Below are 22,456 nucleotides of genomic sequence, written 5' to 3' on the forward strand. Positions count from 1 at the left end.
GCCTCACGGACGCCGCCGCAAGAAGGCAGGGATGTCCAGCTTGTCCCCCCGATCGCTCGGGGCCAGGGGCCGGATCTCCAGGTTGGGCTCCGCCCGGGCCAGGAGGCGGGCCTTCTGCCGGTCGAAGCCCGTGGCGATGACGGTGACCCGGACCTCGTCCTTCATCTCCTCGTCGATGACCGCCCCGAAGATGATGTTCGCCTCGGGATCGGCCGCCTCCGCGATGATCTCGGCGGCCGCGTTCACCTCGTGAAGGCCCAGGTTGTCGCTTCCGGTGATGTTGAAGAGGATGCCCTTGGCGCCTTCGATGGAAGCCTCCAAGAGGGGACTGGCGATCGCCTTCCGGGCCGCCTCGATGGCCCGCTCCTCACCCGTTCCCACGCCGATGCCCATCAGGGCCGAACCGGCCGAGCTCATGATGGCCTTCACATCGGCAAAGTCCAGGTTGATCAGGCCGGGCACGATGATCAGGTCGGAGATGCCCTGCACCCCCTGGCGCAACACATCGTCGGCCACCCGGAAAGCGTCCTGAATGGAGGTCTTCTTCTCCACCACCTGCAGGAGCCGGTCATTGGGGATGGTGATGAGGGTGTCCACCTGCGCTTCCAGCTTCTCGATGCCGGCTTCGGCCTGCTGGGCCCGGCGGCGCCCCTCGAAGGTGAAGGGCCGGGTGACCACCGCGACGGTGAGCGCGTCCACCTCCCGGGCGATCTGAGCCACCACCGGCGCCCCGCCCGTGCCCGTTCCCCCACCCATGCCGGCGGTGATGAAGACCATGTCCGCGCCCTCCAGCGCTTCCCGGATCTGCTCCCGGCTCTCTTCGGCCGCCTTCTCCCCGACCTCCGGGTTGGACCCCGCGCCAAGGCCTTTGGTCAGCTTCTCACCCAGCTGGACCCGCCGGGGCGCCTTGGAGATGCTGAGGGCCTGGGCGTCGGTATTCATGCTGATGAACTCCACACCTTGGAGTCCAGCCTCAATCATGCGGTTGATGGCATTGCCGCCGCCACCGCCCACACCGACGACCTTGATCGTTGCATACTGTCCGTTTCCGCGATCCGGCTCCAACACCAGGGCGTCCCCCCTCCGAGCACCGGTAGCTCACCGCCATCCCATCTCGCTAGGGCTTATTCCACAGCCTCCAGGAACTTCCCTCCAGCCGGGACCAGCTTCTCCAGGAGGAAACCCCGCTGCCACCTCTTCGGAACCCAGGGTCCAGCTGGCCCCGCCGGGAGAGGCTAGCGGGATCGGATGACAGGAGCCTCCAGGCGCAAGTCGATCTCGCTTGCCTGAGCCCCGCGGGCGCTCAGGTCATCCAAGATGGCTTTCAAGATAGGCAGTTTGGCGGGTGCGGTCGCGAGCGGCCCCAACCGGACCCGGACCGGATCCCGCAACACGAGGTCGACGGCCCCGTCCTCGGCCAGGTGGATCTCAGCGAGGCGCGGGAAGAGGGCGAGGCCCGATCCCGTGAGCAAAGCGAGCAGCTCGGGGACGGGCTCGTCCAAGGGACTGCCGGGCAGGCCCTCACCGGGATCAACGCCCGTCAGGACGGGGAGCCGGCCCACCCAGTCGGGGTCGGCGGGGAACAGAATCCCGCCCCGGTCCACCGCCAGCCACCCCTCGCCCACGGCCACCAGGGCCACGGGCCGCCGTTCGGTGATGCGGATCCGGACGGTGTGGGGCCACCGCCGGGTCACCTGCACCTGGGCCAGGCGGGCGTCCTGGGCCAGACGGGTTGCGACCGCATCGAGATCCAGGCTGAGCAGGCTCTCCCCAGGCATGAGCCCGCTCATCTGGCGGATGGCGTCGGGGTCGAGGCTCTCTGCCCCTTCCACCTCCACCACGGTAAGGGTGAAGAGGTTGGACTCCAGCAGGCTGTAGCTGGCCAGCACGGCCGCAAAGAAGAGGAAGACCAGAAGGTGCCGGGTGCGGGACGTCGCCTCTCACCCTTTCTTCAGGACTTGGGATGGCCGGTGGCGGGCTACACCCCGGCCGGAACGGGCTCCTCCTCCAACTCCACCTCCTCGATGGCCGCCCCCGCCTCCCGCAGCCGCCCCGCGAGGTCCTCGTAGCCCCGCCGAATGTGCTCGATGCCCTCCACCACCGTCGTCCCCTCGGCCGCCAGGCCGGCCAGCACCAGGCCCGCGCCGGCCCGGAGGTCGTCGGCCTGGACGGTGGTCCCTGTCAGGCCAGGCACGCCCCGGATGACGGCGGTCCGGCCCTCCACCTGGATGCTGGCCCCCATCCGGACCAGTTCGTCCACGTGGTTGAACCGGGCCGTGTGGACCGTCTCCGTGACCAGGCTGGTGCCGTCGGCCAGGGAGAGGTAGGCCATGAGCTGGGGCTGCAGGTCCGTGGGAAAGCCCGGGTGGGGCTGGGTCCGCACGTGCAGCGGCCGGGGCCGCCTCTCGGCCCGGAGGATCACCCAGTCGACGGGATTCCCTTCGACGCCCTCCAGGGCCAGGCTCCCTTCCCGGCGCCGGGGCCCCCGCCCCCCTGCCCACGCGAGCTGGCAGCCAGCCGCCTCCAGCCGGGCGACCAGGGCTTCGACGTGGGCGGGCACCACGGGCCCCACCTCCACCTGGCCCCGGGTGATGGCCCCGGCCAGCAGGTAGGTCCCCGCCTCGATCCGGTCGGGGATGACCGCGTGGCGCACCCCCGTGAGCCGCCGGACTCCTTCCACTTCCACCGTCCCCTGCCCTGCTCCCCGCACCCGGGCCCCCATCCGGTTGAGGAAGCGGCCCAATTCGGCCACTTCCGGCTCCTGGGCGGCGTTCAGGATGCGGACGCTGCCGCTGCCCAGGGCGGCCGCGCAGATGAGGTTCTCCGTCGCCCCGACGCTGGGGTAATCCAGGTGGATGACCGCGTCCCGGGGCTGGACCATGCGGGCCTCCACATACCCGCCCTCGTCGACCACCTCCGCCCCCAGGGCCCGGAGGCCCTCCAGGTGGAGGTCGATGGGGCGCGCGCCGATGGAGCACCCGCCCGGATAGGTGAGCCGCACCCGGCCCATCTTGGCCAGGAGCGGCCCCATCACCTGGACCGACGCCCGCATCCGCCGGACCAACCGGTCCGGGGGCTCCCAGCGGTTCAAGCCTCTGGGGTCGATCTCCAGCACGTGATCGCTCAGCCAGTGGCACTGGGCGCCCAGGGCTTGGAGGACGCTGATCATGGTCTCGATATCGGTGATTCGGGGTACGGCTTCCAACACCGTGGGGCCCTCAGCCATGAGGGCGGCCGCCATCAGCTTCAGGCTGGCGTTCTTCGCCCCCCGCACCGTCAGGCGGCCCTCCAGACGGCGTCCACCCTCAATCCGGTAGACGGACACCGGCGCTCACTCCCTCGGGGACCGGCCAACCCACCAGACGGACCTCCAGTTCCAGGTGGATGCCGTAGGCCTCCGCCACCGCCTGCTGCATCCGCCGGATCAGGCGCCAGACGTCGGCCGCCCGGGCCCCGCCCCGGTTGATGATGAAGTTGGCATGGCGGGTGGAGACCTGCGCGGCGCCCTCCGTCCACCCTTTGGCGCCCACCGCTTCCAGGAGGCGGCCGGCGTAATCCCCCGGCGGGTTCTTGAAGATGCTCCCCGCGTTGTGGGTCCCCAAGGGCTGGGTCCGGCGGCGGCGCTCCAGATACGCCCGCATCCGCTCCCGGATCCGCTCCGGGTCGTCGGGCTCCAAGGCCAGCAGGGCCCGGGCCACCACCCACGGTTCCCGCAGGAAGCGGCTCCCCCGGTAGCGGAGCTCCAGCTCCTCCGCCTGGAACCGGCGGGGTTCGCCGGCCAGGGAGAAGGCATCCACCCACTGGAGGGTTTGGCCGATGTTCGATTGGTTGGCCCCTGCGTTCATCACCACCGCGCCGCCCACGGTCCCGGGAATGCCCCCAGCGAACTCCAGCCCGGCCAGGCCCCGCCGGGCGCACTGGGCCGCCAGGCCGGGCAGGGAGGCGCCCGCCTCCACCTGGACCGTGGCGTCCTGGAAGACCACCCGGCCCAGGGGACGAGCGATGCGGATCACCAGGCCCCGCACGCCGTCATCGGCCACCAGCAGGTTGGTCCCGGCGCCGATGATGGTCCGGGGCACCCCGGCCTCGGCCGCCGCGGCCAAGAGCCGCTGGAGGAGGTCGACCGAGTCGGGGGAGACGAGGAGATCGGCCGGGCCGCCCACCCGGAGGCTGGTGTAGGGGGCCAGGGGCGCGTTCCGCTCCCCGCAGGGCCCCGCCAGTTTCGCGAGAGCCTCCAGCGCGGCCTCCCGCTCCCTGGCTCCCGCCGCCCACCCGTCGCTCATCGGTCCGCCCTGCTCCCAATGGTCTGGTGCGGCGCCGCCACGCCCCCGCCGTCTCCCTGGACCGCCTCCTGGGCGGCCAGGCGCTCGGCGACGGCCCGGCCGACGGTGTGCACATCGCCCGCCCCCAGGGTGAGCAGCCAGTCGCCCGGCTGGAGCACCTCCAGCAGCCGCTCCACCAAGTCCTCCCGCTCCGCCTCGAAGATCACGGGCCCAGGATGGTGGGCCTGGATGAGCCGGGCCAAGCCCTCCCCCGTCACCCCAGGAATGGGAGCCTCGTCGGCCGCATAGATCTCCGTCAGAAAGAGCAGGTCGGCCGCCCGGAACGCCTGGGCGAAGGCGTCGGCCAGGCGCTGGGTGCGGGTGTAGCGGTGCGGTTGGAAGACCACCACCAGCCGTCCCTCCGGAGGTCGGGCGGCCGCCAGGGTCGCCCTGATCTCCGTGGGGTGGTGCGCGTAGTCGTCGATCACCCGAACGCCTCCCACCTCGGCCACCGTCTCGAAGCGCCGCGCGGCGCCCCGGAAGGTCGCGAGGGCCCGAGCCACGGCCTCGAAGGGGAGCTCCAGGAACCGGGCCACGGCTATGACCGCAAGGGCATTGGCTATGTTATGCCTGCCAGGAACCCCGAGTGTTACCAGCCCCAGGGGGCCCTCCTCCCGGTGCACGGCCAGAAAGCGGCTGCCTTCCGCCTCCAGGGTGATCTCCTCGGCCCACAGGTCCCCCTGCCGCTCCACCCCGTAGGTGACCGCCCGGGGCACCTCCTGGGCGAGGGCCCGGGCCGTGGGATCGTCCCCGCAGGTGATGACCAGACCTCCAGGGCGGACCTGGCTCACGAACCGGCGGAAGGCCGCGACGATCCGGTCGAAGGAGCCGTAATGCTCCAGGTGGTCGGCCTCCACGTTGGTGACCACCGCCACCTCTGGGTGGAAGCGGAGGAAGGAGCCGTCGCTCTCATCCACCTCGGCCACCACGGGACCCCGGCCCAGGCGGGCGCTCCCGCCCAGCTGGGCCACTTCCGCGCCCACGGCGAAACCGGGCTCCAACCCCGCCTCCTGGAGGACCCAGGCGGCCATGGCCGTGGTGGTCGTCTTGCCGTGGGTGCCCGAAACGGCCACCAGCCGCCGCCCTGCCAGAACCTGGGCCAGGACCGCGGCCCGGTGCTCCACGGGCAGCCCCCGCCGCCGGGCTTCGACCAGCTCCGGGTTGTTCGGGCCGATGGCCGTGGAGACCACCACCCGCTCCGCCCCGTCCAGGTTGGGGCCGGCGTGGCCCACGAAGATCCGTGCGCCGAGCTGGCGCAGCGTGTCCAGCCGAGGGGACGCCTTCCGATCGGAGCCCTGGACCTGATGGCCCGCCTCCAGGAGAAGCCGGGCCAACCCGCTCATCCCCGAGCCGCCAATGCCAATGAGGTGATAGACTGCCACGCGCCCACCGTCCTTCGCCCAGGCCATGGAGACCGAAGCGTTCCATCGTATGGTGGTACCGTAAGGTGGTTCCCGTCCGGGGGCGCATCTCCTGTTCCCGGCCCGGTCCACCCGGGGCCAGGCACCGTCCTACCGGCCGGCGGGCTGCGCCAGCTCCAGCACCAGCTGCGCCAGGTGCTGGGCCGCCTGGGGCCGGCCCAGGCGGCGGCTGGCGCGGCCCATCGCCGCCAGACGGTCGGGACGGGTCAGGAGGTCGACCAGCTCCTGGGCCAGGCGCTCGCCCGTCAGCTCCCGCTGCGGCAGGAGCCGGGCCGCCCCGGCCCGGACCAGCGCGGCCGCATTCTCCTCCTGGTGCGCCTCGGCCGCGGCCGCAAAGGGAATGAGCAGGGCTGGCCGGCCCAGGGCCGTCAGCTCCGCACAGGTACTCCCCCCGGCCCGGGAGCAGACCAGATCGGCCGCGGCCAGGCAGTCGGCCACCGGGTCCAGGTAGGGCACCACGCGCCAGCCTTTCCATCTAACCTCTCCGGGCCCCACCTGAGCCATACGCACCTGCTGCCAGGCCTGGGCCACCCGCGCAAACTCCCCCGCCCCCGTCTGGTGGATCACCTGCAGCCCCGGCACCCCCGCCTCCAGGCGCTCCCGGGCGGCGAAGAGGGCCTCGTTGATGGGCCGGGCCCCGAGGCTGCCGCCCAAGACCAGGAGGGTGGGCCGCCCCTCCTCCAGACCGAGCCGCTCGAGGGCTCGCCGGCGGTCGCCCTGGAGGATCTCGGGGCGGATGGGATTCCCCGTCACCGTCACCCGGCGGGCCTGGGGGAAGCCGCTGGCGGCCGCCTCAAACCCGACGGCCACATGGTGGACAAAGCGAGCGGCCAGCCGGTTGGCCACCCCCGGCCGTGCGTTGGCCTCGTGGACCAGGGTGGGCACCCGCAAGAGGTGCGCGGCCAGCAGGACGGGACCCGTCAGGTACCCCCCCATGCCCACCGCCACGTGGGGGCGGAAGGCGGCCACCAGGGCCAGAGCCCGGAGCCAGGTGTACCCGTTGACCGAAAGGCTCCGCACCCAGGCGGGAAGCTGGCGCACCCCCCGGCCCCGGGGAAAGCCCAGGGCCGGCAGGGTCGTCAGGCGGTACCCTGCCGGGGGGATCACCCGCTCCTCCAACCCCCGCCGGGTGCCGACGAAGTGGATCTCGGCCCGCCCCCCTTCTCGGGCGACGGCCTCCCGTAAAGCGTCCGCCAGCGACAGCCCCGGGTAGATGTGGCCCCCCGTCCCCCCGGCGACGATCAGGATCCGGACCGGCCCCCGGGCCCGGCTCATGGCCGGATCTGGCGGGAGATGTTGAGCAGGATCCCCACCCCCGTCAAGGTGACCACCAGGGAGGAGCCGCCGGCGCTGATGAAGGGCAACGTGATCCCCGTCACGGGCAGAACCCCCGTCACCACGCCGATGTTGAGGAAGGCCTGGAGGCAGATCATGGTGGTCAGGCCCGTGGCCAGCAGCGCCCCGTAGGTGTCGGGCGCCTTGAGGGCCAGCCGGTACCCCCGCCAGGCCACGAAGAAGAAGAGCCCCACCACCACCAGGCTCCCCAAGAGTCCAAACTCCTCGGCCAGGATGGCAAAGATGAAGTCGGTGTGCTGCTCGGGCAGGTAGGCGAACTTCTGGCGGCTCTGCCCCAGCCCCACGCCGAAGACCCCGCCCGAGCCGATGGCCAGCAACGACTGGATGACGTTCCAACCCGAGTCCAGCGGATCGGCCCAGGGGTCGACAAAGGCCAGGAGCCGGCGGACCCGGTACGGCTCGGCTACCACCAAGAAGACCAGGGCCGGGAGGGCGGCCACCCCCAGGCCGATCAGGTGCCCCAGGTGGGCCCCCGCGGCAAAAAAGAGGAGGACGGAGGTGGCGGCCATGGCGGCGGCGGTGCCGAAGTCGGGCTCGGCCAGGATCAGAAGGAACCCAAGCCCCACCACCACCAGCCCCGGCAGGATTCCCCGGGTGAAGGTCCGCACCTCTTCTCCCGCGGCGGCCAGATAGGCCGAGAGGAAGAGGATGTTGGCCAGCTTGAAGAGCTCCGAGGGCTGGAAGTTGAGGAAGCCCAGGTCGATCCACCGGCGGGAGCCGCTGATCTCCTGGCCCACCACCAGCACCAGCACCAGGCCCGCCACCGAAACGAGCAGGAGGGGCAGGGTGACCAGCCTCAGGCGGTGGTAGTCGAACTGGCTCGCGACGGTCATGGCCGCCGTGCCGGCCACCGCCCAGAGAAGCTGGCGCTTGAAATAGTAGGCCGCATCGCCCCGCTCCAACAGGCCCGTCACGCTCGAGGCGCTGAAGACAGCCACCAGCCCCACGGCCAGGAGGGACAGCACCGCCGCCAACAGGGGCAGATCAAAGGAGGTGCCCTCATCCCGGATCATCGGCCTCTCACCCCCCGTAAGGGTGTACGAGCCCGTTCCCGGCCTCATGCCCGTCACCAGAAGAGACCCGGCACCGACGCGAGGCCCACGGCGCCACCCACCAGAGCCCCAATCCAGAACCGGGCCACCACCTGATCCTCCTGCCACCCGCCCAGCTCGAAGTGGTGGTGGAGCGGGGCCATGCGGAAGATCCGCCGGCCCCCCGTCAGGCGGAAGTACACCACCTGCAGGATGACGGAGAGGGTCTCCACCACGAAGAGGAGCCCCACCAGCGGGAGAATCAAGACCGTCTCACTCAGGACGGTGATGGCGGCCAAGGCCGCGCCCAGCCCCAGGCTGCCCGTGTCCCCCATGAAGACTTGGGCGGGGTGCGCGTTGAACCACAAGAACCCCACACAGGCCGCCGCCAGGGTCGCCGCCAGCATGGCCAGGTCCCACTCCCCCCGGTGCCCCAAGATGACGGCCAAGACCCCCGCTCCGATGGCGGTGGCCCCGGCGGCCAGACCGTCCAAGCCATCGGTCAGGTTGACGGCGTTGGTGGCCCCCACCACCGCCACCAAGTCCAGCAGGGCCACCAGCCAAAGGGGCGGCGTCCACGGTTCCCGAACGAAAGGAACCACCAGCGCCACCGACTCCTCCACCAGACTCAGGTGGAAGAGGACCAAGAGCAAGCCGAAGAAGGCTTGTCCGAGCAGCTTTTCCCGAGCCCGCAGGCCCAAGCTCCGGCGCAAGCTGACTTTCCGGTAGTCGTCGGCGAAGCCGATGGCCCCGTAACCCAAGGTGACCAAGACCGCCATCAGAAGCCGGTCGGTGGCGGGCCCCAGGGCCAGGCTGACGCCGGTGGCCACGAGCAAGACCACCAGCCCGCCCATGGTGGGCACCCCCGCCTTCTCCTGGTGCCGGCGGGGACCCTCGGCCCGGATGCTCTGGCCCACCCGGCGCCGCCGAAGGTACTGGATGAGGGGCCGCTCCAGGAGCAAGACCAGCCCCAAGGCGAGCCCCGCCCCCACCAGGAGCCGCAGTTCAGGACTCATGGTGGCCCGCCCCCTCCTCTTGGAGCCACTGGACCACCCGCTCGAGGCCCAGGCCGCGGGACGCTTTCACCAGCACCGTATCCCCCTCCTGGGCCAGGCGCTCCAAAACCTGGGCCGCCCTCTCCCAACCCGGCGTCACGTGGATGGCCTCGGGCGGCAGCCCGCCTTCCCGGGCGCCCTGGGCGATCCGCTCCGCCTGCTCGCCCACGATCACCAGGTAGGCCAGCCCCACCTGGGCGGCCCGGCGGCCCACGGCCAGGTGCTCCGTCTCGGTCACGGGCCCCAGCTCCAGCATGTCGCCCAGCACCGCCCCTTTCCGGCCTGGGGCCACCTGAGCCAGCACCTCGAGGGCCGCCGCCATGGACGCGGGGCTCGCGTTGTAGGCATCGTTGAGGACTGTGAAGTCCCGGACGGCCACCCGCTCCAGGCGGAGCTTGGGCGCCTGGACCCGGCCCAAGGCGTCCGCCACCGCCGCCAGCTCCATCCCCAGCCCCAGGGCACAAGCCGCGGCGGCGAGCGCATTGAGCACGTTGTGGCGGCCCAGCAAGGGGAGCTGGACCGGGGCCTGACGTCCCTCCCAGACCAGCTGGAACCGGGCCCCGTCGGCGCCCAGCTCCAGGTCCCGGGCCGTAACCTCGCCCTGCTCCAAGCCGTAGGTGACCACCCGGGCCCCCGTCTGACCGGCCATGGCCCGCACCCAAGGGTCGTCTCCGTTGAGGACCGCGAGGCCATCGGACGGCAAGGCTTCCACCAGCTCCGCCTTGGCGGCCGCGATGGCCTCCTGGGAGCCGAGGAGCTCCAGGTGGGAGACGCCCACGTTGGTCACGATCCCCGCCGTCGGCCGGGCCAGCTGGCAGAGCCGGGCGATCTCGCCCCGGCCCCGCATACCCATCTCCACCACCAGCACCTCAAACTCGGGCCCCAGATCCAGAAGGGTGAGCGGGAGCCCTACCTCGTTGTTGAAGTTCCCCGGCGAGCGCAGGGTCCGCCAGCGGGCCCCCAAGAGCTGGGCCACCAGTTCCTTGGTGGTGGTCTTGCCGTTGCTCCCCGTCACCGCCACCACCGGGATGGGAAAGCGGCTCCGGTGGTCGGCGGCCAGGCGGTGAAAAGCCTCCCAGGAGCTTCCCGGAACACCCACCAGGAAGGCCTGACTCCAAAGCTCCCGCCGGGCCAGCAGCGCGCGGACCAGCTCCGGCCGGCCCGGTCCCTCCTCCTCGACCAGGGCGCCCGCCGCCCCCTCCTCCACCGCCTCTTCGATGAAGCGGTGGCCGTCCAGCCGCTCCCCCTTCAAGGGGATGAAGAGCCGCCCAGGCTGGATGGTCCGGCTGTCGGTAGAGACCCCCACGGCCCGGGCCCGGGGGCTGCCGGCCAGGAGGCGGCCACCCACCACCTGGGCGATCTCCGACGCGGTCCGCTCAAACACGGCCCTCAGACCTCAACGCGCGCAACGCTCGGCGCGCCTCCTCCCGGTCGTCGAAGGGGACGGTCCGGTCGGCGAAGATCTGGTAGGTCTCATGCCCCTTCCCTGCGATCACCACTTGATCCCCTTCCCTCGCTAAGGCGATGGCCTGCTGGATGGCCTCCCGCCGGTCGGGCAACACTTGGTACGTGGCCCCGCCGCCCTCCCGCCGCACCTCTTGGACCCCCGCCTCCACCTCCCGGCAGATGGCCAGAGGGTCTTCGCTCCGGGGGTTGTCGGAGGTGATGACGACGTGATCGGCCAGGCGGGCGGCCACTGCCCCCATGAGCGGTCGTTTCCCCCGGTCCCGGTCGCCCCCGCAGCCGAAGACCACGATGAGCCGCCGGGCGGTGAACGTCCGGACGGCTTGCAGCACATTGGCCAGGCTGTCGGGGGTGTGCGCGTAATCGACCAGCACCCCGAACGGCTGTCCCTCATCCACCCGCTCCAGGCGGCCCGGGACCCCCTGCACCGACTCCAGCCCCTGGACCACCGCCTCCAGCTCCACGCCGCTGCCCAAGCAGGCGGCCGCCGCCGCCAAGGCGTTGGCCACATTGTACCGGGCGGGCAGCCGGAGCTGGACGGGCGCCCGCCCCTGGGGGCTGACCAGCCAGAAGGCGGAACCCTGCGGGTGCAGGCGCACCTCTTCGGCTCGCACCTCCGCGTCCGGGCTCAGCCCGTAGAGGACGGTCGGCGCTTGGGTCGCCTGCCGCATGGTCTGCCAGTGGGGATCATCCACATTGAGGACCGCGAGCTTCCCCGCCTTGCGGGCCTCTTGGGTGAGCAGGCGGAAGAGCCGGGCCTTGGCGGCCACGTACGCCTCAAAGGTGGCGTGAAAATCCAAGTGGTCTTGGGTCACGTTGGTCAAAACACCCACGTCGATCTCGCAGCCCTCGGTCCGGTGAAGGCTGAGGGCGTGGGAGGAGACCTCCATCACCACCGCCTCGGCACCTTCGTCCACCATGGCGGCCAGAAGCTCCAGCAGATCAGGCGCCTCGGGAGTGGTCCGCTGGGCCTCCAGCCGGCGGTCCCCCACCAGGTGGTGGACTGTGCCGATGAGCCCCGTCCGGTGCCCGGCCGCCTCGAGGCAGGCTTTCACCAGGTAGCTGGTGGTGGTCTTCCCGTTGGTGCCCGTGATTCCGATGACCCGCAACTGGCGCGACGGATCCCCCAGGAGCCGGGCGGCCACCCGCCCCATGGCCACTCGGGTGTTGGGCACCAGCACCTGGGGCCGGTCCACGGGGAGCCGCTCCTCCACCAAAAGAGCGGCGGCCCCTCGCCGGACCGCCTCCTCGGCAAAGCGGTGCCCGTCGTACCGGAAGCCCCGCACACAGGCAAAAAGATCGCCGGGTTGGACCTGCTGGGAGTGGTAGCGCAGGTGCCGGACCTCCGGATCGCCGTCGCCGATGCGCTGGGCACCGGGAAGTCCCTCCACTGCTGCGGAAAGCCTCACCGCCACCACTCCTCCTGTCAACCCACGGCCGGGACCGGGGCCCGTTGCCGGCTCTCCCTATTCTTCCCAGAGCCCGTTCTTTCCTTTAGAAAGCTGGGTCGGCCTCGAAGCGGACCCTCACAGGGCTTCCGTACAAGGCCAAGGCGCCCGGCCGGGGCTCTTGGGCGACGGCCACCCCGCTGCCCGTCGCCTCAATCTCGAAGCCCATGCCGGCCAGGGTGGCCACCGCATCCCGCAGCCCCATCCCCCGGACGTCGGGCACGGGCACGGACCGTCCCGGCTGGGGCTCGCTGATCAGGTGGAGGATGACCATGGAGCCCGCCGGCACCCGGGAGCCGGGCTTCGGCGTCTGGTCCATGACGTACTGGCCGCTCCCCTCCACCCGACTCAAGAGCCCCACCGCGCGGAGGGCCTCCACCGCCTGGGCCGCCTCCCGCATCCGCAGGTTCGGGACGGTGACCAGGGTGTCCTGGGGCTCCTCCTTCGCCCCGTAGCGGCGAGGGACGCCCAGGTACTCCAGAACCGGCTCCGCGATGGCCTTGAAGACAGGCGCGGCGTTGGTGCCGCCCCAGCGGGGGTACACCTTCAGATTATAGAGCATGACCAAACCCACCAGCTGGGGCCGGTCGTAGGGGACGATCCCCAAGAAGGACGCCATCGCTTTGTCGCCGTAGCGGCCGCCCTCGGCGATCTGCGCGGTCCCCGTCTTGCCCGCCACCGGGTACCCCGGAATATCGGCCGGTGCTCCGGACCCTTCGGTCACCACGCCGCGCAGGATCTCCAGGAAGGTGGCCGCGGTGGCCGGGCTGATCACCTGCCGGACCGGCTCCGGCTCGTGGGCCCAGATGAGGGTGCCGTCGGGCTCCCGAATCTCCCGGACGAGCTGGGGTTTCATGAGCACGCCCCTGTTGGCGATGGCCGCGGCGGCGCGCACCATCTGGATGGGCGTGACCGCAATGCCTTGGCCGAAGCCGATGTTGGCCCATCGGAGGAGCTCGCCGTGCTTGATCTGGCCCGGGGCGGCTACGAAGCCGGAGGCCTCGCCCGGAAAGTCGATGCCGGTAGGCTGGCCGAAGCCGTAGGCCCGGATGTACCGGTAGAAGGTCTCGGGCCCCAGCCGCTCCGCCCCCACCAGGGCGAAGACCGGGTTGCTCGAGACGTAGACCGCCTCCGCGAAGGTGAGGCTGCCGTGCCCGCCGGGGCGCCACGAGCGGACCACCCCGCCGCCGATCTCGATGGAGCCCGAATCGAAGAAGGTGTCCGTCGGCGTCACCACCCCTTGCTCCAAGGCGGCGGTGGCCGTCACAATCTTGAAGATCGAACCGGGCTCAAACTGATCGGTGACGATCCGGTTCCGGCGGACCTCGGCCGGAAACTCCTGGTAGCGGTTGGGATCGAAGCTGGGGCTGATGGCCAAGGCCAGAATCTCGCCTGTGTCGGGCTTCATGGCAACAAACAGGCCAAAGTCGCTCTGGGTCCGCTCAACGGCGGCCGCCAGCTCCCGCTCCGCGATGTACTGGATCACCTGGTCGATGGCCAGGACCACGTTCTTCCCCGGCTCGGGCGGGAGGTAGACCCGCTCGCCGTGGGGGATCACCCGGCCCCCGGCGTCCCGCTCCGCCAGATCCCGGCCGGGAACGCCCCGGAGGACCTCGTCATAGGCCACCTCGATCCCCTCGAGGCCCTGGTTGTCGATCCCGGCGATGCCCAGAACATGGGCGGCCAGCTGGCCGTGGGGGTAGTACCGTTGGGGCCGTTCCACCAGGTAGATGCCCGGCAGTCGGGCTTGGCGGACGGCCTGGGCCTGGTCGGGGGGAACCTTGCGCGCGATCCAGACGCTGGCCGCCCGCTGGGTCAGGAGCGCCTCCACCCGCTCCGGATCCAGGTTGAGGAGCTGGGCCAGCACCCGCGCGGTGCCGGGAACGTCCTTCACTTCCGCGGGCACCGCATAGACGGCGTCGGAGGCGATGGAGACGGCCAGAGGGCTGCCGTGCCGGTCGACGATCTGGCCCCGCTGGGCCAAGACCGGAACCGGGCGGAGCCTCTGATCGAGGGCCAGCGCGCGGTAGGCGTCACCCTTCAAGAGCTGGAGGTAGACCAGGCGGCCGCCCAGCAAGAGGGAAGCCACGGCCGCCAGGACAAAGAGGAAGGCGATCCGGCGTTGGACCAGAGCCCGGGTGTAGGCGTTCCGCACCAGTCTCCCCCGCTTACCGCTCCGTTGGGTGGCCCTCGTCGGCCCTCACGATGGCGCTCTCCGGCCGGAACCAGGCCAGCACCCGCTGCCACCAGCCTTGAGGTTCCCCGTCGGCCTGGGCCGGCAGGGGCAGCGACGACGTCGCCGAGCCCCCGCTGGGAACCCGGACCACGTGGACCTCCTCCGGATGCACCATCCCCAGCTGGGTTCGGGCCACCTGCTCTACCCGGGCGAGGGAGGCGAGCCGGGCCTTCTCCACCGTCAGCCGCAGGATCTGCTCCTCCAGGTCGGCCAGTTCCGCCTGGAGCCGGGCCACCTCGTAGCTCCGCTCGAGAACGGCCGCCTGCTGGGCCAGGCACTGCCAGGCCAGGAGGACCGTGCAGATCCCCAGCCACACCACCCGGGCGTAGGGCTTGAGGCGCCTGGCCGGGCGCTGCTTCGGGCTGGGTTTGGGCTGCTGGCCGGGCTCCTCCGGCAGCAGAAAGGTCTGTTCAAGGGGTGCCGCTACCATGTTATTCCGCCCCCTGCCCTTCCAGAACCCGGGCTACCGCCCGCAGACGGGCGCTGCGGGCCCGCGGGTTCCGGGCCACTTCCGTCTCCGACGGGACGATGGGCGACCGGGTCAGCAGCTCAACCTGGGGGACCTGGCCGCAGGCACACATGGGGAGGCCGGGCGGGCAGGTACACCCCTGTGCCAAATCCTGAAAGGTGCGCTTGACGATCCGGTCTTCGAGGGAGTGGAAGCTGATCACCACCAGGCGGCCGCCGGGGCGGAGACGCTCCACCGCGGCTCGCAGCCCGTCCGCCAGCCCCTCCAACTCCCGGTTGACCGCGATACGCAGGGCCTGGAAGACCCGCCGCGCCGGATGACCACCCTTCCGGCGGGCTGCCGCGGGGACGGCGGCCTTCACCACCTCCACCAGATCCCCAGCGGTCTGGAGCGGCTCCCGCGCCCGCCGTTCCACCACGAACCGGGCGATGCGGGCCGCCCAGCGCTCCTCGCCGTATTCCTTGAAGATTCGCGCAAGCTCGTGGACGGAAAGGCGGTTGACCAGGTCCGCCGCGGTGGTGGGTTGGCTGGGATCCATCCGCATGTCCAAGGGAGCTTGGGGATCGTGGTAGGTGAAGCCCCGGCGGGGATCGTCCACCTGGAAGGAGGAGATACCCAGGTCGAAGAGGATCCCGTCAAACCGCAGGGCCTCGAGCCCCGCCTCGTCCAGGAGCCGGTCCAGTTCCTCATGCCGGCCCGCCAGGATCTCGACACGTCCGGGGAGGCTGGCCAGCCGCTGGGCGGCCCGCTCGCGGGCATAGGGATCCCTGTCGATACCTACCAGGAGGCCCTCGGGGCCGGCTTGAGCCAGGATGGCCGCCGCATGGCCGCCCCCGCCCAGGGTGGCGTCCAGATACCGGCCCCCGGGGGTCGGATCGAGGATGGCGAGCACCTCGTCCAGCAAGACGGGAACATGTCCCTCCACGCCCATCCCTCCGACCCACCGCCGGAACGGTGGGAGCTGATCCTTGCGCGCCGGACAGACCATCGGTCCCAGCTTCCCCCTTCCGGCCTACAACCCCAAGTCCACGATCTTTTCAGCGAGCTCTTCGTACGCCTGGGACGCTTCGGTCTCGTACGCCAACCACCGCTCCTTGCTCCAGAGCTCCACCCGGTTGGCCACGCCCAAGATGATCACGTCGCGTTCGATCCCGGCATACTCCCGAAGGCTTGCCGGCAGGAGCAACCTTCCCTGGCGATCGAGGCTCTGCTCGGTGGCGCCAGCGAAGAGGAGGCGGACGAAGGCCCGGGCGTCCCGCTGGGTCATGGGGAGGGCCCGCAGCCTCTGCCCGAGCTCCTGCCATTCGCTGTAGGGGTAAAGGAAGAGACAGTGGTCGAGCCCCCGAGTGACCACCAACCGCCCGGTGAGCTCCTCACGGAACCGAGAAGGGATGGTGAGGCGGCCCTTCTCGTCCAGGCTGTGCTCGTACTGGCCTAGAAACACAGCCGTCTCTCCCCAGTCTCCCACAATCCCCCACTTCGCCCCACTCTGCGCCCCACGTATTCGTCGCGCATCTCCCGGTTCCTGCCTGGAATGGAAAAGAGAGGGAGGCCTTGTCATACCGGGTGGGGATGAAGGCGCTACGTGACCGAGAGCAGGCCGCCGGCCCGCACCGCGGGCAGGCGCGCCCGCAGAGGCAGCAAAAAGCCGGCCCCCGCAGGGGCCGGCCGAAATGGTCGGTGAGTCGGCCTGTAATCCGAGTTCTGTTGAAGGTGATCATCTATCTAGGATGCCAGTTGCCTGGCACCTCCAGCGACCTACCCGAGGGAGAGGCGGGCCACCTCATCCTCCCTCCTGCTCGGTCTTGCTCCGGGTGGGGTTTGCCAAGCCGACCAGTCGCCTGGCCGCTGGTGAGCTCTTACCTCACCGTTTCAGCCTTACCTGCCCGAGGGCAGGCGGTTTGTTTTCTGTGGCACTTTCCTTAGGGTCGCCCCCACTGGGTGTTACCCAGCACCCTGCCCTGTGGAGCTCGGACTTTCCTCAGGTGCGGCCTTTCGGCACTGCACCCGCGATCACCCAGCCGGCTCACCGACTCGCAGGGAAAAAGAGGGCGCCGTCTTCCGGGCGCCGGGCTCATTATCGCACACTTGGCACACCGGCGCAACCGCCAGCTTTCAGAGGAGGTGGAGGAGCCTGCCACACTGCTCACACTGGACCAGACCCTCATCGGCCCGGAGCCGGTTCAGGATGCCCTGGGGGAGGGTGAGATGGCAGGCGCCGCACCGCCCCCGAACGACGGCCGCCACCGGGTTGGGCATCTGCCGGCGCATCCGCTCGTAGCGGCGGCGGAGCTCCAGGGGGACCCGTTCCCACACCTGAACCCGTTCCGCCTCCAAGTCAGCCTGACGCAGCCGGAGCTCGTCCAGTTCCATCTCCCTGGCCATGCGGCGCTGGCTCGCCTCTTCCTGAGCCCACTCCAGGCTCTGCTGGAGGTGGGCCTGCTGGGCCTCCAGGCGTTCAGCTTCTTCCATCCGCTCCAGCCCCTGGGTCTCCAGGGCCTCGGCCTGAGATGCGGCCCGCGCCGCGCGCTGCTGGAGAAGCCCCAATTCCTTGCCACTCTTGCCGCCGGCGTAAAGCTCTTCCTCGGCCCGGCGCTGCTCAGCCCTGGCGGCCTGGGCCTCTAGCTCCAGCCGGCGGACCTCGCGAGCCAGCTTTTGGCGGGCCAGGGCCAGATCGGCCAGTGTGGCCTGGAGGCTCTCCACTCGCGCCTCGGCCTCGCGGGCGGCCGCCGCCAGAGGTGAAGACTCCAGGGACGCCCGGATTCGGTCCAGCTCCAAGTCAATGGTTTGCAACCGGTAGAGCTCTTGGGTGGCTCGCACGGGCTAACCCCCGTCCCTGACCGTGGTACGGCGCGGTTTTTCCACCGGGTGCGACCGATTTCGACAGCGGCGGCCCAGGCCCTGCCGAACATCTCACACCTCTGGCCGTGCAGCTCGCAGCTTCTTCAGCGCCCGGCTCACGGCCAGGTACTCCTCCAGCACCCGCTCTCCCTGCCCCTCGGGCGGATTGGCAAGTTCGGCAGCCAGCTGGGCGAGCCGCGCCTCGAGCAGGAGCCGCCGCGCACCGTCGCCTCGGCCTGCCTTGCGGGAGCGGAGCTCCTTCCGGTGCTGTTCAAAGGCTTCATAGCCCCCCGGGTAGAAAACGATCCGTCCTTCTTCAAGAGCCAAGACCGCCGTGCCCAGCCGGCGGAGGAGGTACCGGTCGTGGGACACCACCACCAGGGTACCCTGGAATGCCTCCAGGGCTTCCACGATCCGTTCTCTGGAGGGCAGATCCAGGCCGTTGGTGGGCTCGTCTAGGACCAAGAGGTCAGGGCCGGCCAGGATCAGCTTGGCCACTGCCAGCCGCACCCGCTCGCCTCCCGAAAGATCCCCCACCCGCTTCCAAACCGTGTCACCCCCGAGCAAGAGGCACCCCAGCAAGGTTCGCACCTGGACCTGATTCGCGGCCTCGTTCCCTCCCGACGCTTCGGCCAGAACCGTCCGGTCTGGGTCCAGGTTCTCCAGTTCCTGGGCAAGGAAGGCGCTCCGAGCCACGTTGCGGTGGATACGGCCTTCTACAGGCTCCAGCTCCCCCAGGAGAAGACGCAGCAGGGTGGTCTTTCCGGAGCCGTTGGGGCCGATCACCAGCACCCGGTCCCCTCGCTGGATGGTGAAGGTCGATCCGCGAAAAAGCCAGGAGCCACCGGGATAGTGAAAACCCATCTCGTCCGCGGCCACGAGAACTCTGCCGCCTCTTCCTTCTCCCCCGAAGGCCAGCTCGATCCGCTCTTGCTTCGCGGGAGGTTCTTTACGCATCCGTTCCAGGCGTTTCTCCATGGCCCGAGCCTTCCGGGCGTGAACCTTGGCCTTGGCTCGCAGCGCCGGCTTGGCCAGCCCGTATTCCCGGGGGAGCTTCCGATTCTGAGCCCGTCGGGCCCACTCCTGCTCCCGGCGGATCGCCTCTTCCAGGCGCCGCTTCTCTTTCTGATACTGGCGGTATTCTGCATCGGCCCGCTCCAGTTCCCGTTGCCGCTGGGCGGCATAGGCCGAGTAGTTCCCGGGATACGATCGGATCTTGCCGTCCTCGAAGGCCAGAATGCGGCCGACCACCCGGTCCAGGAAGAAGCGGTCATGACTCACAACCAGGACCGTGCCCTGGTAGCCCAGGAGGGTCTCCTCCAGCCGCTCCAGCCCGTTGATGTCCAGGTGGTTGGTCGGCTCGTCGAGGAGCAGCACGGGCGGCTCGCCGGCAAGAGCGCGGGCCAGCGCGGCCCGGGTCTTCTGCCCGCCCGATAGCGTTCCGGCAGGCCGGCGCAGGAGCTGCCGGTCGAGCCCCCAACGAGCCAGCAGCTCGGGCGGGACCGGGCCCAGTTGCTCCCCCAGGGGAACCTCAGGCTCCCACGGCGGCGCCTGAGGCACATACCCGATCGAGATGCCGGTCGGGATCCACCGGACCTGGCCTCTGTCCGGTGCGACCCGTCCGGCCAGGATCTCCAAGAGGGTGGACTTCCCGCACCCGTTGGGGCCCACCAACCCCACCCGTTCCCCAGCCGCCAAGTGGAAGCTGGCCCCTTCGAAGACCTGTTGGCCACCGTACCCGATAGCGAGTTCATGGACGTGCAGGACCACCATGCGATCTGCCTCCTTCGCCAAGGTCGGGCGGTCCCGCGTCGGGCGCTGAAAAAGCAAAGCCACGGTCGCGCTCCCGTGGCCTGATAAGAGGGAAACCTTCCTATTGAAGTAAGGAGGCGCGAAGGCACGCGCAGGACCGGCCCAAGATGCAACGCCAGGCGAGAACAGGAACCCTACTCCCCGGTGCGGCGTTGCGGTCTGCAGTTAACGCTGGGCGGTCCTCTTCATGCGCAAATACCTCTGCCTCGCGGGCGGTGAGATGCGGCGGAGCGCGGCCCACTGGCCGTGACTCCTGGGATGTATCATACCCGATGGTGTCTGGGGCCGCAAGACGCACCGCCGCGGAAGGATGGAGCCCCCGAACGGGGAATGGTGCGGCGGTAGGCTGGTACGAAGGAGGAAACCCTCGATGAGCACCCGTCGCGTTGTGGTGGTTGGGTACGGCCGGGTGGGCCAGGCGGCGGTCGAGGCTGTCCTCGAAGCCCCCGACATGGTCCTGGCCGGGGTGATCCGCCGGGATCCGACCCAGCGGGGGGAGCTTCCACCCCACATTCCCGTGGTGGCGGAGGTGGCCCAGCTGGGTAAGGTGGACGGAGCGCTCCTGTGCGTTCCCACCCGCCAGGTTCCCGAGGTGGCCGAAAGGTACCTGCGGGCCGGCATCCACACCGTCGACTCCTACGACATCCACGGCGAGCTGGTCCATCTAAGGGAACGCCTGGGCCGCATCGCCACCGAGCATGGCGCGGTCGCTATCATCTCGGCCGGATGGGATCCGGGAACCAACTCCATGGTCCGGGCCCTGATGGAGCTGATGGCCCCCCGGGGGATCACCTACACCAACTACGGCCCCGGGATGAGCATGGGGCACTCGGTGGTGGTCCGGCAGGTGCCAGGTGTGCGGGATGGGCTGGCCATCACCATCCCCGCCGGCCAGGGAACCCACCGCCGCATGGTCTATGTGGAGTTGGAGCCCGGCGCCGACCTGGAGGCCGTGCGGCAGGCCATCGTGGAGGACCCCTACTTCCGGAATGACGAGACCCGGGTGATCCAGGTGCCCTCGGTGCAGGACCTGGTCGACATGGGCCACGGAGTCCGCATCGAGCGCAAGGGGGTCTCAGGCCGGACCCACAACCAACAGTTCGTCTACGATATCCGGATCAACAACCCGGCCCTGACGGCCCAGATCATGGTCTCCGCGCTCCGGGCTAGCTTCAAGCAACCGCCGGGCGCCTACACCCTGCTGGAGGTGCCCCTGATCGACTTCCTCCCGGGGGACCCGGAGGAGAACCTGCGCCGCCTGGTCTAGCCCCCTACCCGCCCGCCTCCTGACCGCCCGGGGGCATGGATGGGCCCCACGGCCTATGGCCAGCCCAACCGCTGGTCCGTAGGGTGTACCAGACGTGCCCTCAGGGCGAAGAGGAGGCAGAGGCCGGTGAAGCTGAACGGCGACGACAATGCGTTCCTCATCTTCCTGATCCTCATCCTGCTCCTTTTGAGCGATCAGTTCTAGGCAGAGCGCCCCGCCCGGCCCAGGCCGGGCTTTTTCAATCGAATTCGGCTGGATGTCAGCCGACTTCGGTTCCTCTCTGCCGGCCCGGAGCAGATCTCAGCGGGGAAGGACTCATTCACCGTCGTCCTCCATCCTTCGGCTTCCACATACTTCAGAGCCGGCCTCCATAGATAAAAGCACGCCGCCTGGCTTCATGGTGGCGGTGAGGACCAGGCGGCGCACCTCAAGAGATCTTGGAGCAGAGTGTTTCACTGCCCGCGACGCCGAAACAGGATGACAAGGCCCCATGCCGTGAGGAGGAGCCACCAGGCGGACCCGGTCGCGAGGCTGGCGATGATTCCCGCCAGAATCCAGACCCAGGGATGTCCTTGTTCCTCTTCCCGGGCCGCCCGGCGTTCAACCTGGGAAGCGGCCGGTTGAAGGGCGGACGTGTCGGCCGCGGTGGCCGCTCGCTCCCTCCGGCGGCCCTTCTTGGTGCGGTACTCGTACCCGATGCCTGTGCCGGGCAGGCTCGCCCGGACGGTGCCGCCCCGGGGCCCAACCCCGACCCGGAACCCTTTGACGCCGGCGCTGATTCCGACACCGCTTTTGCTGAGATTGAGCCGCACGCCTTTACCTAATGGAATCCGCTTCTGGAATCGGAGCCCTTTCACGCTGTTTCAGCCCCCCGTCGATGGTCTCTTTCATCCTAAACGGCCGCGCGCCGGTGTCCTTGAGCGGCCGGGGAGCCCCGGGGTCCCTCCATGTCGGCTGGTGAATGGGTCCCCGGGATGAGGACGGGCTCTGGCGTGCCGCCATAGGCTTGTCAAGGGTGTATCGCTGCTGTGGAAGGAGGCCGAGGGATGTCGGGTTACGGCCGCAAGGGCGACCAGGACAGTGCGTTCCTGATCTTTCTGATCCTTATCCTGCTCCTCTTGAGCGATCAGTTCTGAGGCGCCGCACGGGAACTCGACGGCAACAGGCCTCCAGGCCCGCCATCGGGCGGGCCCGAGGCCTGCCAGGCCCGATCCCTGGGACCCCAGCCCCGAACCCGTCTGAGCTCAGCAGGGATCGCGGTTGACGGCCCCGAACCGGAAGGATAGAATGGAGTGCGGTTGCCGGCCCCGAGACGGGTCGCGTGCCCCCATCGTCTAGCGGCCTAGGACGCCGCCCTTTCAAGGCGGTGGCACGGGTTCGAATCCCGTTGGGGGTACCACGTCGACACGAGAGCGCTTGGCTTGGTCGTCCACCAACACGGAGACAGGGCGGAGGCTTGACCAGGATCCGGGAACAAGCGCTCGGCCGCCTGCCCCTCGTCGATTCGATGGGGCGGGCGGTTTTCGCGTTCTCCTGCTTCAAGAGTTTGCGCTGCGAGCTGAGAGCTAAAAGATGATGCCCAGTGAGGCTACCGGCCCCGTATACCAGGGGTCCTCGGCCCAATGCCGGTAGCCGATCCGGGTCTGGAGTTGACCCCATGCCGTCGGCCACGCTACCGGTCCCCACCGGGAAAGACGAGACCGAGCTCCCGGCCCAAACGTCGGCCTGCCGCTC

At 70.0% G+C, this 22,456-nt stretch carries 18 protein-coding genes, 1 tRNA gene and 1 other RNA gene; 2 read left to right on the forward strand and 18 right to left on the reverse strand.

The window, feature by feature from the left end; genetic code table 11:
* Positions 1-3: 3 nt before the first annotated feature.
* The 17 genes from ftsZ to abc-f all read right to left on the reverse strand — a co-directional run bounded on the left by ftsZ (position 4) and on the right by abc-f (position 19,416).
* Positions 4-1,068 (reverse strand): cell division protein FtsZ, encoded by a 1,065-nt coding sequence (gene ftsZ, locus FWJ67_RS03200; protein WP_414481849.1) that lies wholly within the window; start codon positions 1,066-1,068, stop codon positions 4-6.
* Between the two features lie 167 nt (positions 1,069-1,235).
* Complete coding sequence (locus FWJ67_RS03205; RefSeq protein ID WP_304172535.1) at positions 1,236-1,889, reverse strand: cell division protein FtsQ/DivIB; 654 nt, start codon at positions 1,887-1,889, stop codon at positions 1,236-1,238.
* Positions 1,890-1,978: 89 nt separating this feature from the next.
* Positions 1,979-3,325, reverse strand: coding sequence for a UDP-N-acetylglucosamine 1-carboxyvinyltransferase (murA, locus tag FWJ67_RS03210; RefSeq protein ID WP_304172536.1), 1,347 nt, complete (start codon positions 3,323-3,325; stop codon positions 1,979-1,981).
* Positions 3,306-4,283, reverse strand: coding sequence for a UDP-N-acetylmuramate dehydrogenase (gene murB, locus FWJ67_RS03215; RefSeq protein WP_414481850.1), 978 nt, complete (start codon positions 4,281-4,283; stop codon positions 3,306-3,308). The genes murA and murB overlap by 20 nt, the downstream gene beginning before the upstream one ends.
* The gene (gene murC / locus FWJ67_RS03220) at positions 4,280-5,704 is read right to left on the reverse strand and encodes a UDP-N-acetylmuramate--L-alanine ligase (protein WP_414481851.1); all 1,425 of its coding nucleotides are present in this window, start codon (positions 5,702-5,704) and stop codon (positions 4,280-4,282) included. The genes murB and murC overlap by 4 nt, the downstream gene beginning before the upstream one ends.
* A gap of 129 nt (positions 5,705-5,833) precedes the next feature.
* Positions 5,834-7,018, reverse strand: coding sequence for an undecaprenyldiphospho-muramoylpentapeptide beta-N-acetylglucosaminyltransferase (gene murG / locus FWJ67_RS03225; protein ID WP_414481852.1), 1,185 nt, complete (start codon positions 7,016-7,018; stop codon positions 5,834-5,836).
* Positions 7,015-8,112, reverse strand: a complete 1,098-nt coding sequence (ftsW, locus tag FWJ67_RS03230; RefSeq protein ID WP_304172540.1) for a putative lipid II flippase FtsW — start codon at positions 8,110-8,112, stop codon at positions 7,015-7,017. Before ftsW ends, murG begins: the two co-directional genes overlap by 4 nt.
* Positions 8,113-8,165: 53 nt before the next feature.
* Positions 8,166-9,146 carry a phospho-N-acetylmuramoyl-pentapeptide-transferase gene (gene mraY, locus FWJ67_RS03235; RefSeq protein ID WP_304172541.1) on the reverse strand — a complete coding sequence of 327 codons (981 nt, stop codon included), beginning with the start codon at positions 9,144-9,146 and terminating at the stop codon, positions 8,166-8,168.
* Positions 9,136-10,569, reverse strand: coding sequence for a UDP-N-acetylmuramoyl-tripeptide--D-alanyl-D-alanine ligase (locus FWJ67_RS03240; protein WP_414482569.1), 1,434 nt, complete (start codon positions 10,567-10,569; stop codon positions 9,136-9,138). The genes mraY and FWJ67_RS03240 overlap by 11 nt, the downstream gene beginning before the upstream one ends.
* Positions 10,562-12,058, reverse strand: a complete 1,497-nt coding sequence (locus FWJ67_RS03245) for a UDP-N-acetylmuramoyl-L-alanyl-D-glutamate--2,6-diaminopimelate ligase (protein ID WP_414481853.1) — start codon at positions 12,056-12,058, stop codon at positions 10,562-10,564. Before FWJ67_RS03245 ends, FWJ67_RS03240 begins: the two co-directional genes overlap by 8 nt.
* Positions 12,059-12,143: 85 nt before the next feature.
* Positions 12,144-14,252 (reverse strand): penicillin-binding transpeptidase domain-containing protein, encoded by a 2,109-nt coding sequence (locus FWJ67_RS03250; protein WP_414482570.1) that lies wholly within the window; start codon positions 14,250-14,252, stop codon positions 12,144-12,146.
* Between the two features lie 13 nt (positions 14,253-14,265).
* Positions 14,266-14,763 (reverse strand): septum formation initiator family protein, encoded by a 498-nt coding sequence (locus FWJ67_RS03255; RefSeq protein ID WP_304173921.1) that lies wholly within the window; start codon positions 14,761-14,763, stop codon positions 14,266-14,268.
* A gap of 1 nt (position 14,764) precedes the next feature.
* Positions 14,765-15,733, reverse strand: coding sequence for a 16S rRNA (cytosine(1402)-N(4))-methyltransferase RsmH (rsmH, locus tag FWJ67_RS03260; protein ID WP_414481854.1), 969 nt, complete (start codon positions 15,731-15,733; stop codon positions 14,765-14,767).
* An 81-nt stretch (positions 15,734-15,814) separates the two neighbouring features.
* Positions 15,815-16,246: a division/cell wall cluster transcriptional repressor MraZ gene (mraZ, locus tag FWJ67_RS03265; RefSeq protein WP_304173925.1), complete on the reverse strand. Its 432-nt coding sequence runs from the start codon at positions 16,244-16,246 to the stop codon at positions 15,815-15,817.
* Positions 16,247-16,479: 233 nt separating this feature from the next.
* An RNA gene (gene rnpB / locus FWJ67_RS03270) (RNase P RNA component class A) lies at positions 16,480-16,831 on the reverse strand.
* Positions 16,832-16,917: 86 nt separating this feature from the next.
* Positions 16,918-17,622: a zinc ribbon domain-containing protein gene (locus FWJ67_RS03275; protein WP_304173927.1), complete on the reverse strand. Its 705-nt coding sequence runs from the start codon at positions 17,620-17,622 to the stop codon at positions 16,918-16,920.
* A gap of 93 nt (positions 17,623-17,715) precedes the next feature.
* A complete protein-coding gene (gene abc-f, locus FWJ67_RS03280) occupies positions 17,716-19,416 on the reverse strand; it encodes a ribosomal protection-like ABC-F family protein (RefSeq protein ID WP_414482571.1) in 1,701 nt (566 codons plus the stop codon).
* Between the two features lie 409 nt (positions 19,417-19,825).
* On the opposite strand from abc-f, the gene FWJ67_RS03285 reads away from it, so the two are divergent.
* Complete coding sequence (locus FWJ67_RS03285; RefSeq protein WP_304173931.1) at positions 19,826-20,722, forward strand: diaminopimelate dehydrogenase; 897 nt, start codon at positions 19,826-19,828, stop codon at positions 20,720-20,722.
* Positions 20,723-21,174: 452 nt separating this feature from the next.
* Here FWJ67_RS03285 and FWJ67_RS03290 read toward each other — a convergent pair whose 3' ends face one another.
* A complete protein-coding gene (locus FWJ67_RS03290) occupies positions 21,175-21,579 on the reverse strand; it encodes a DUF4236 domain-containing protein (RefSeq protein ID WP_369686580.1) in 405 nt (134 codons plus the stop codon).
* Positions 21,580-22,045: 466 nt separating this feature from the next.
* Between FWJ67_RS03290 and FWJ67_RS03295 the strand changes: the two genes are divergently transcribed.
* Positions 22,046-22,121, forward strand: a tRNA-Glu gene (locus FWJ67_RS03295).
* The last annotated feature ends 335 nt before the right edge of the window (positions 22,122-22,456 follow it).

The sequence above is a fragment of the Limnochorda sp. genome (assembly GCF_047459355.1).
Lineage (GTDB): Bacteria > Bacillota > Limnochordia > Limnochordales > Limnochordaceae > Limnochorda.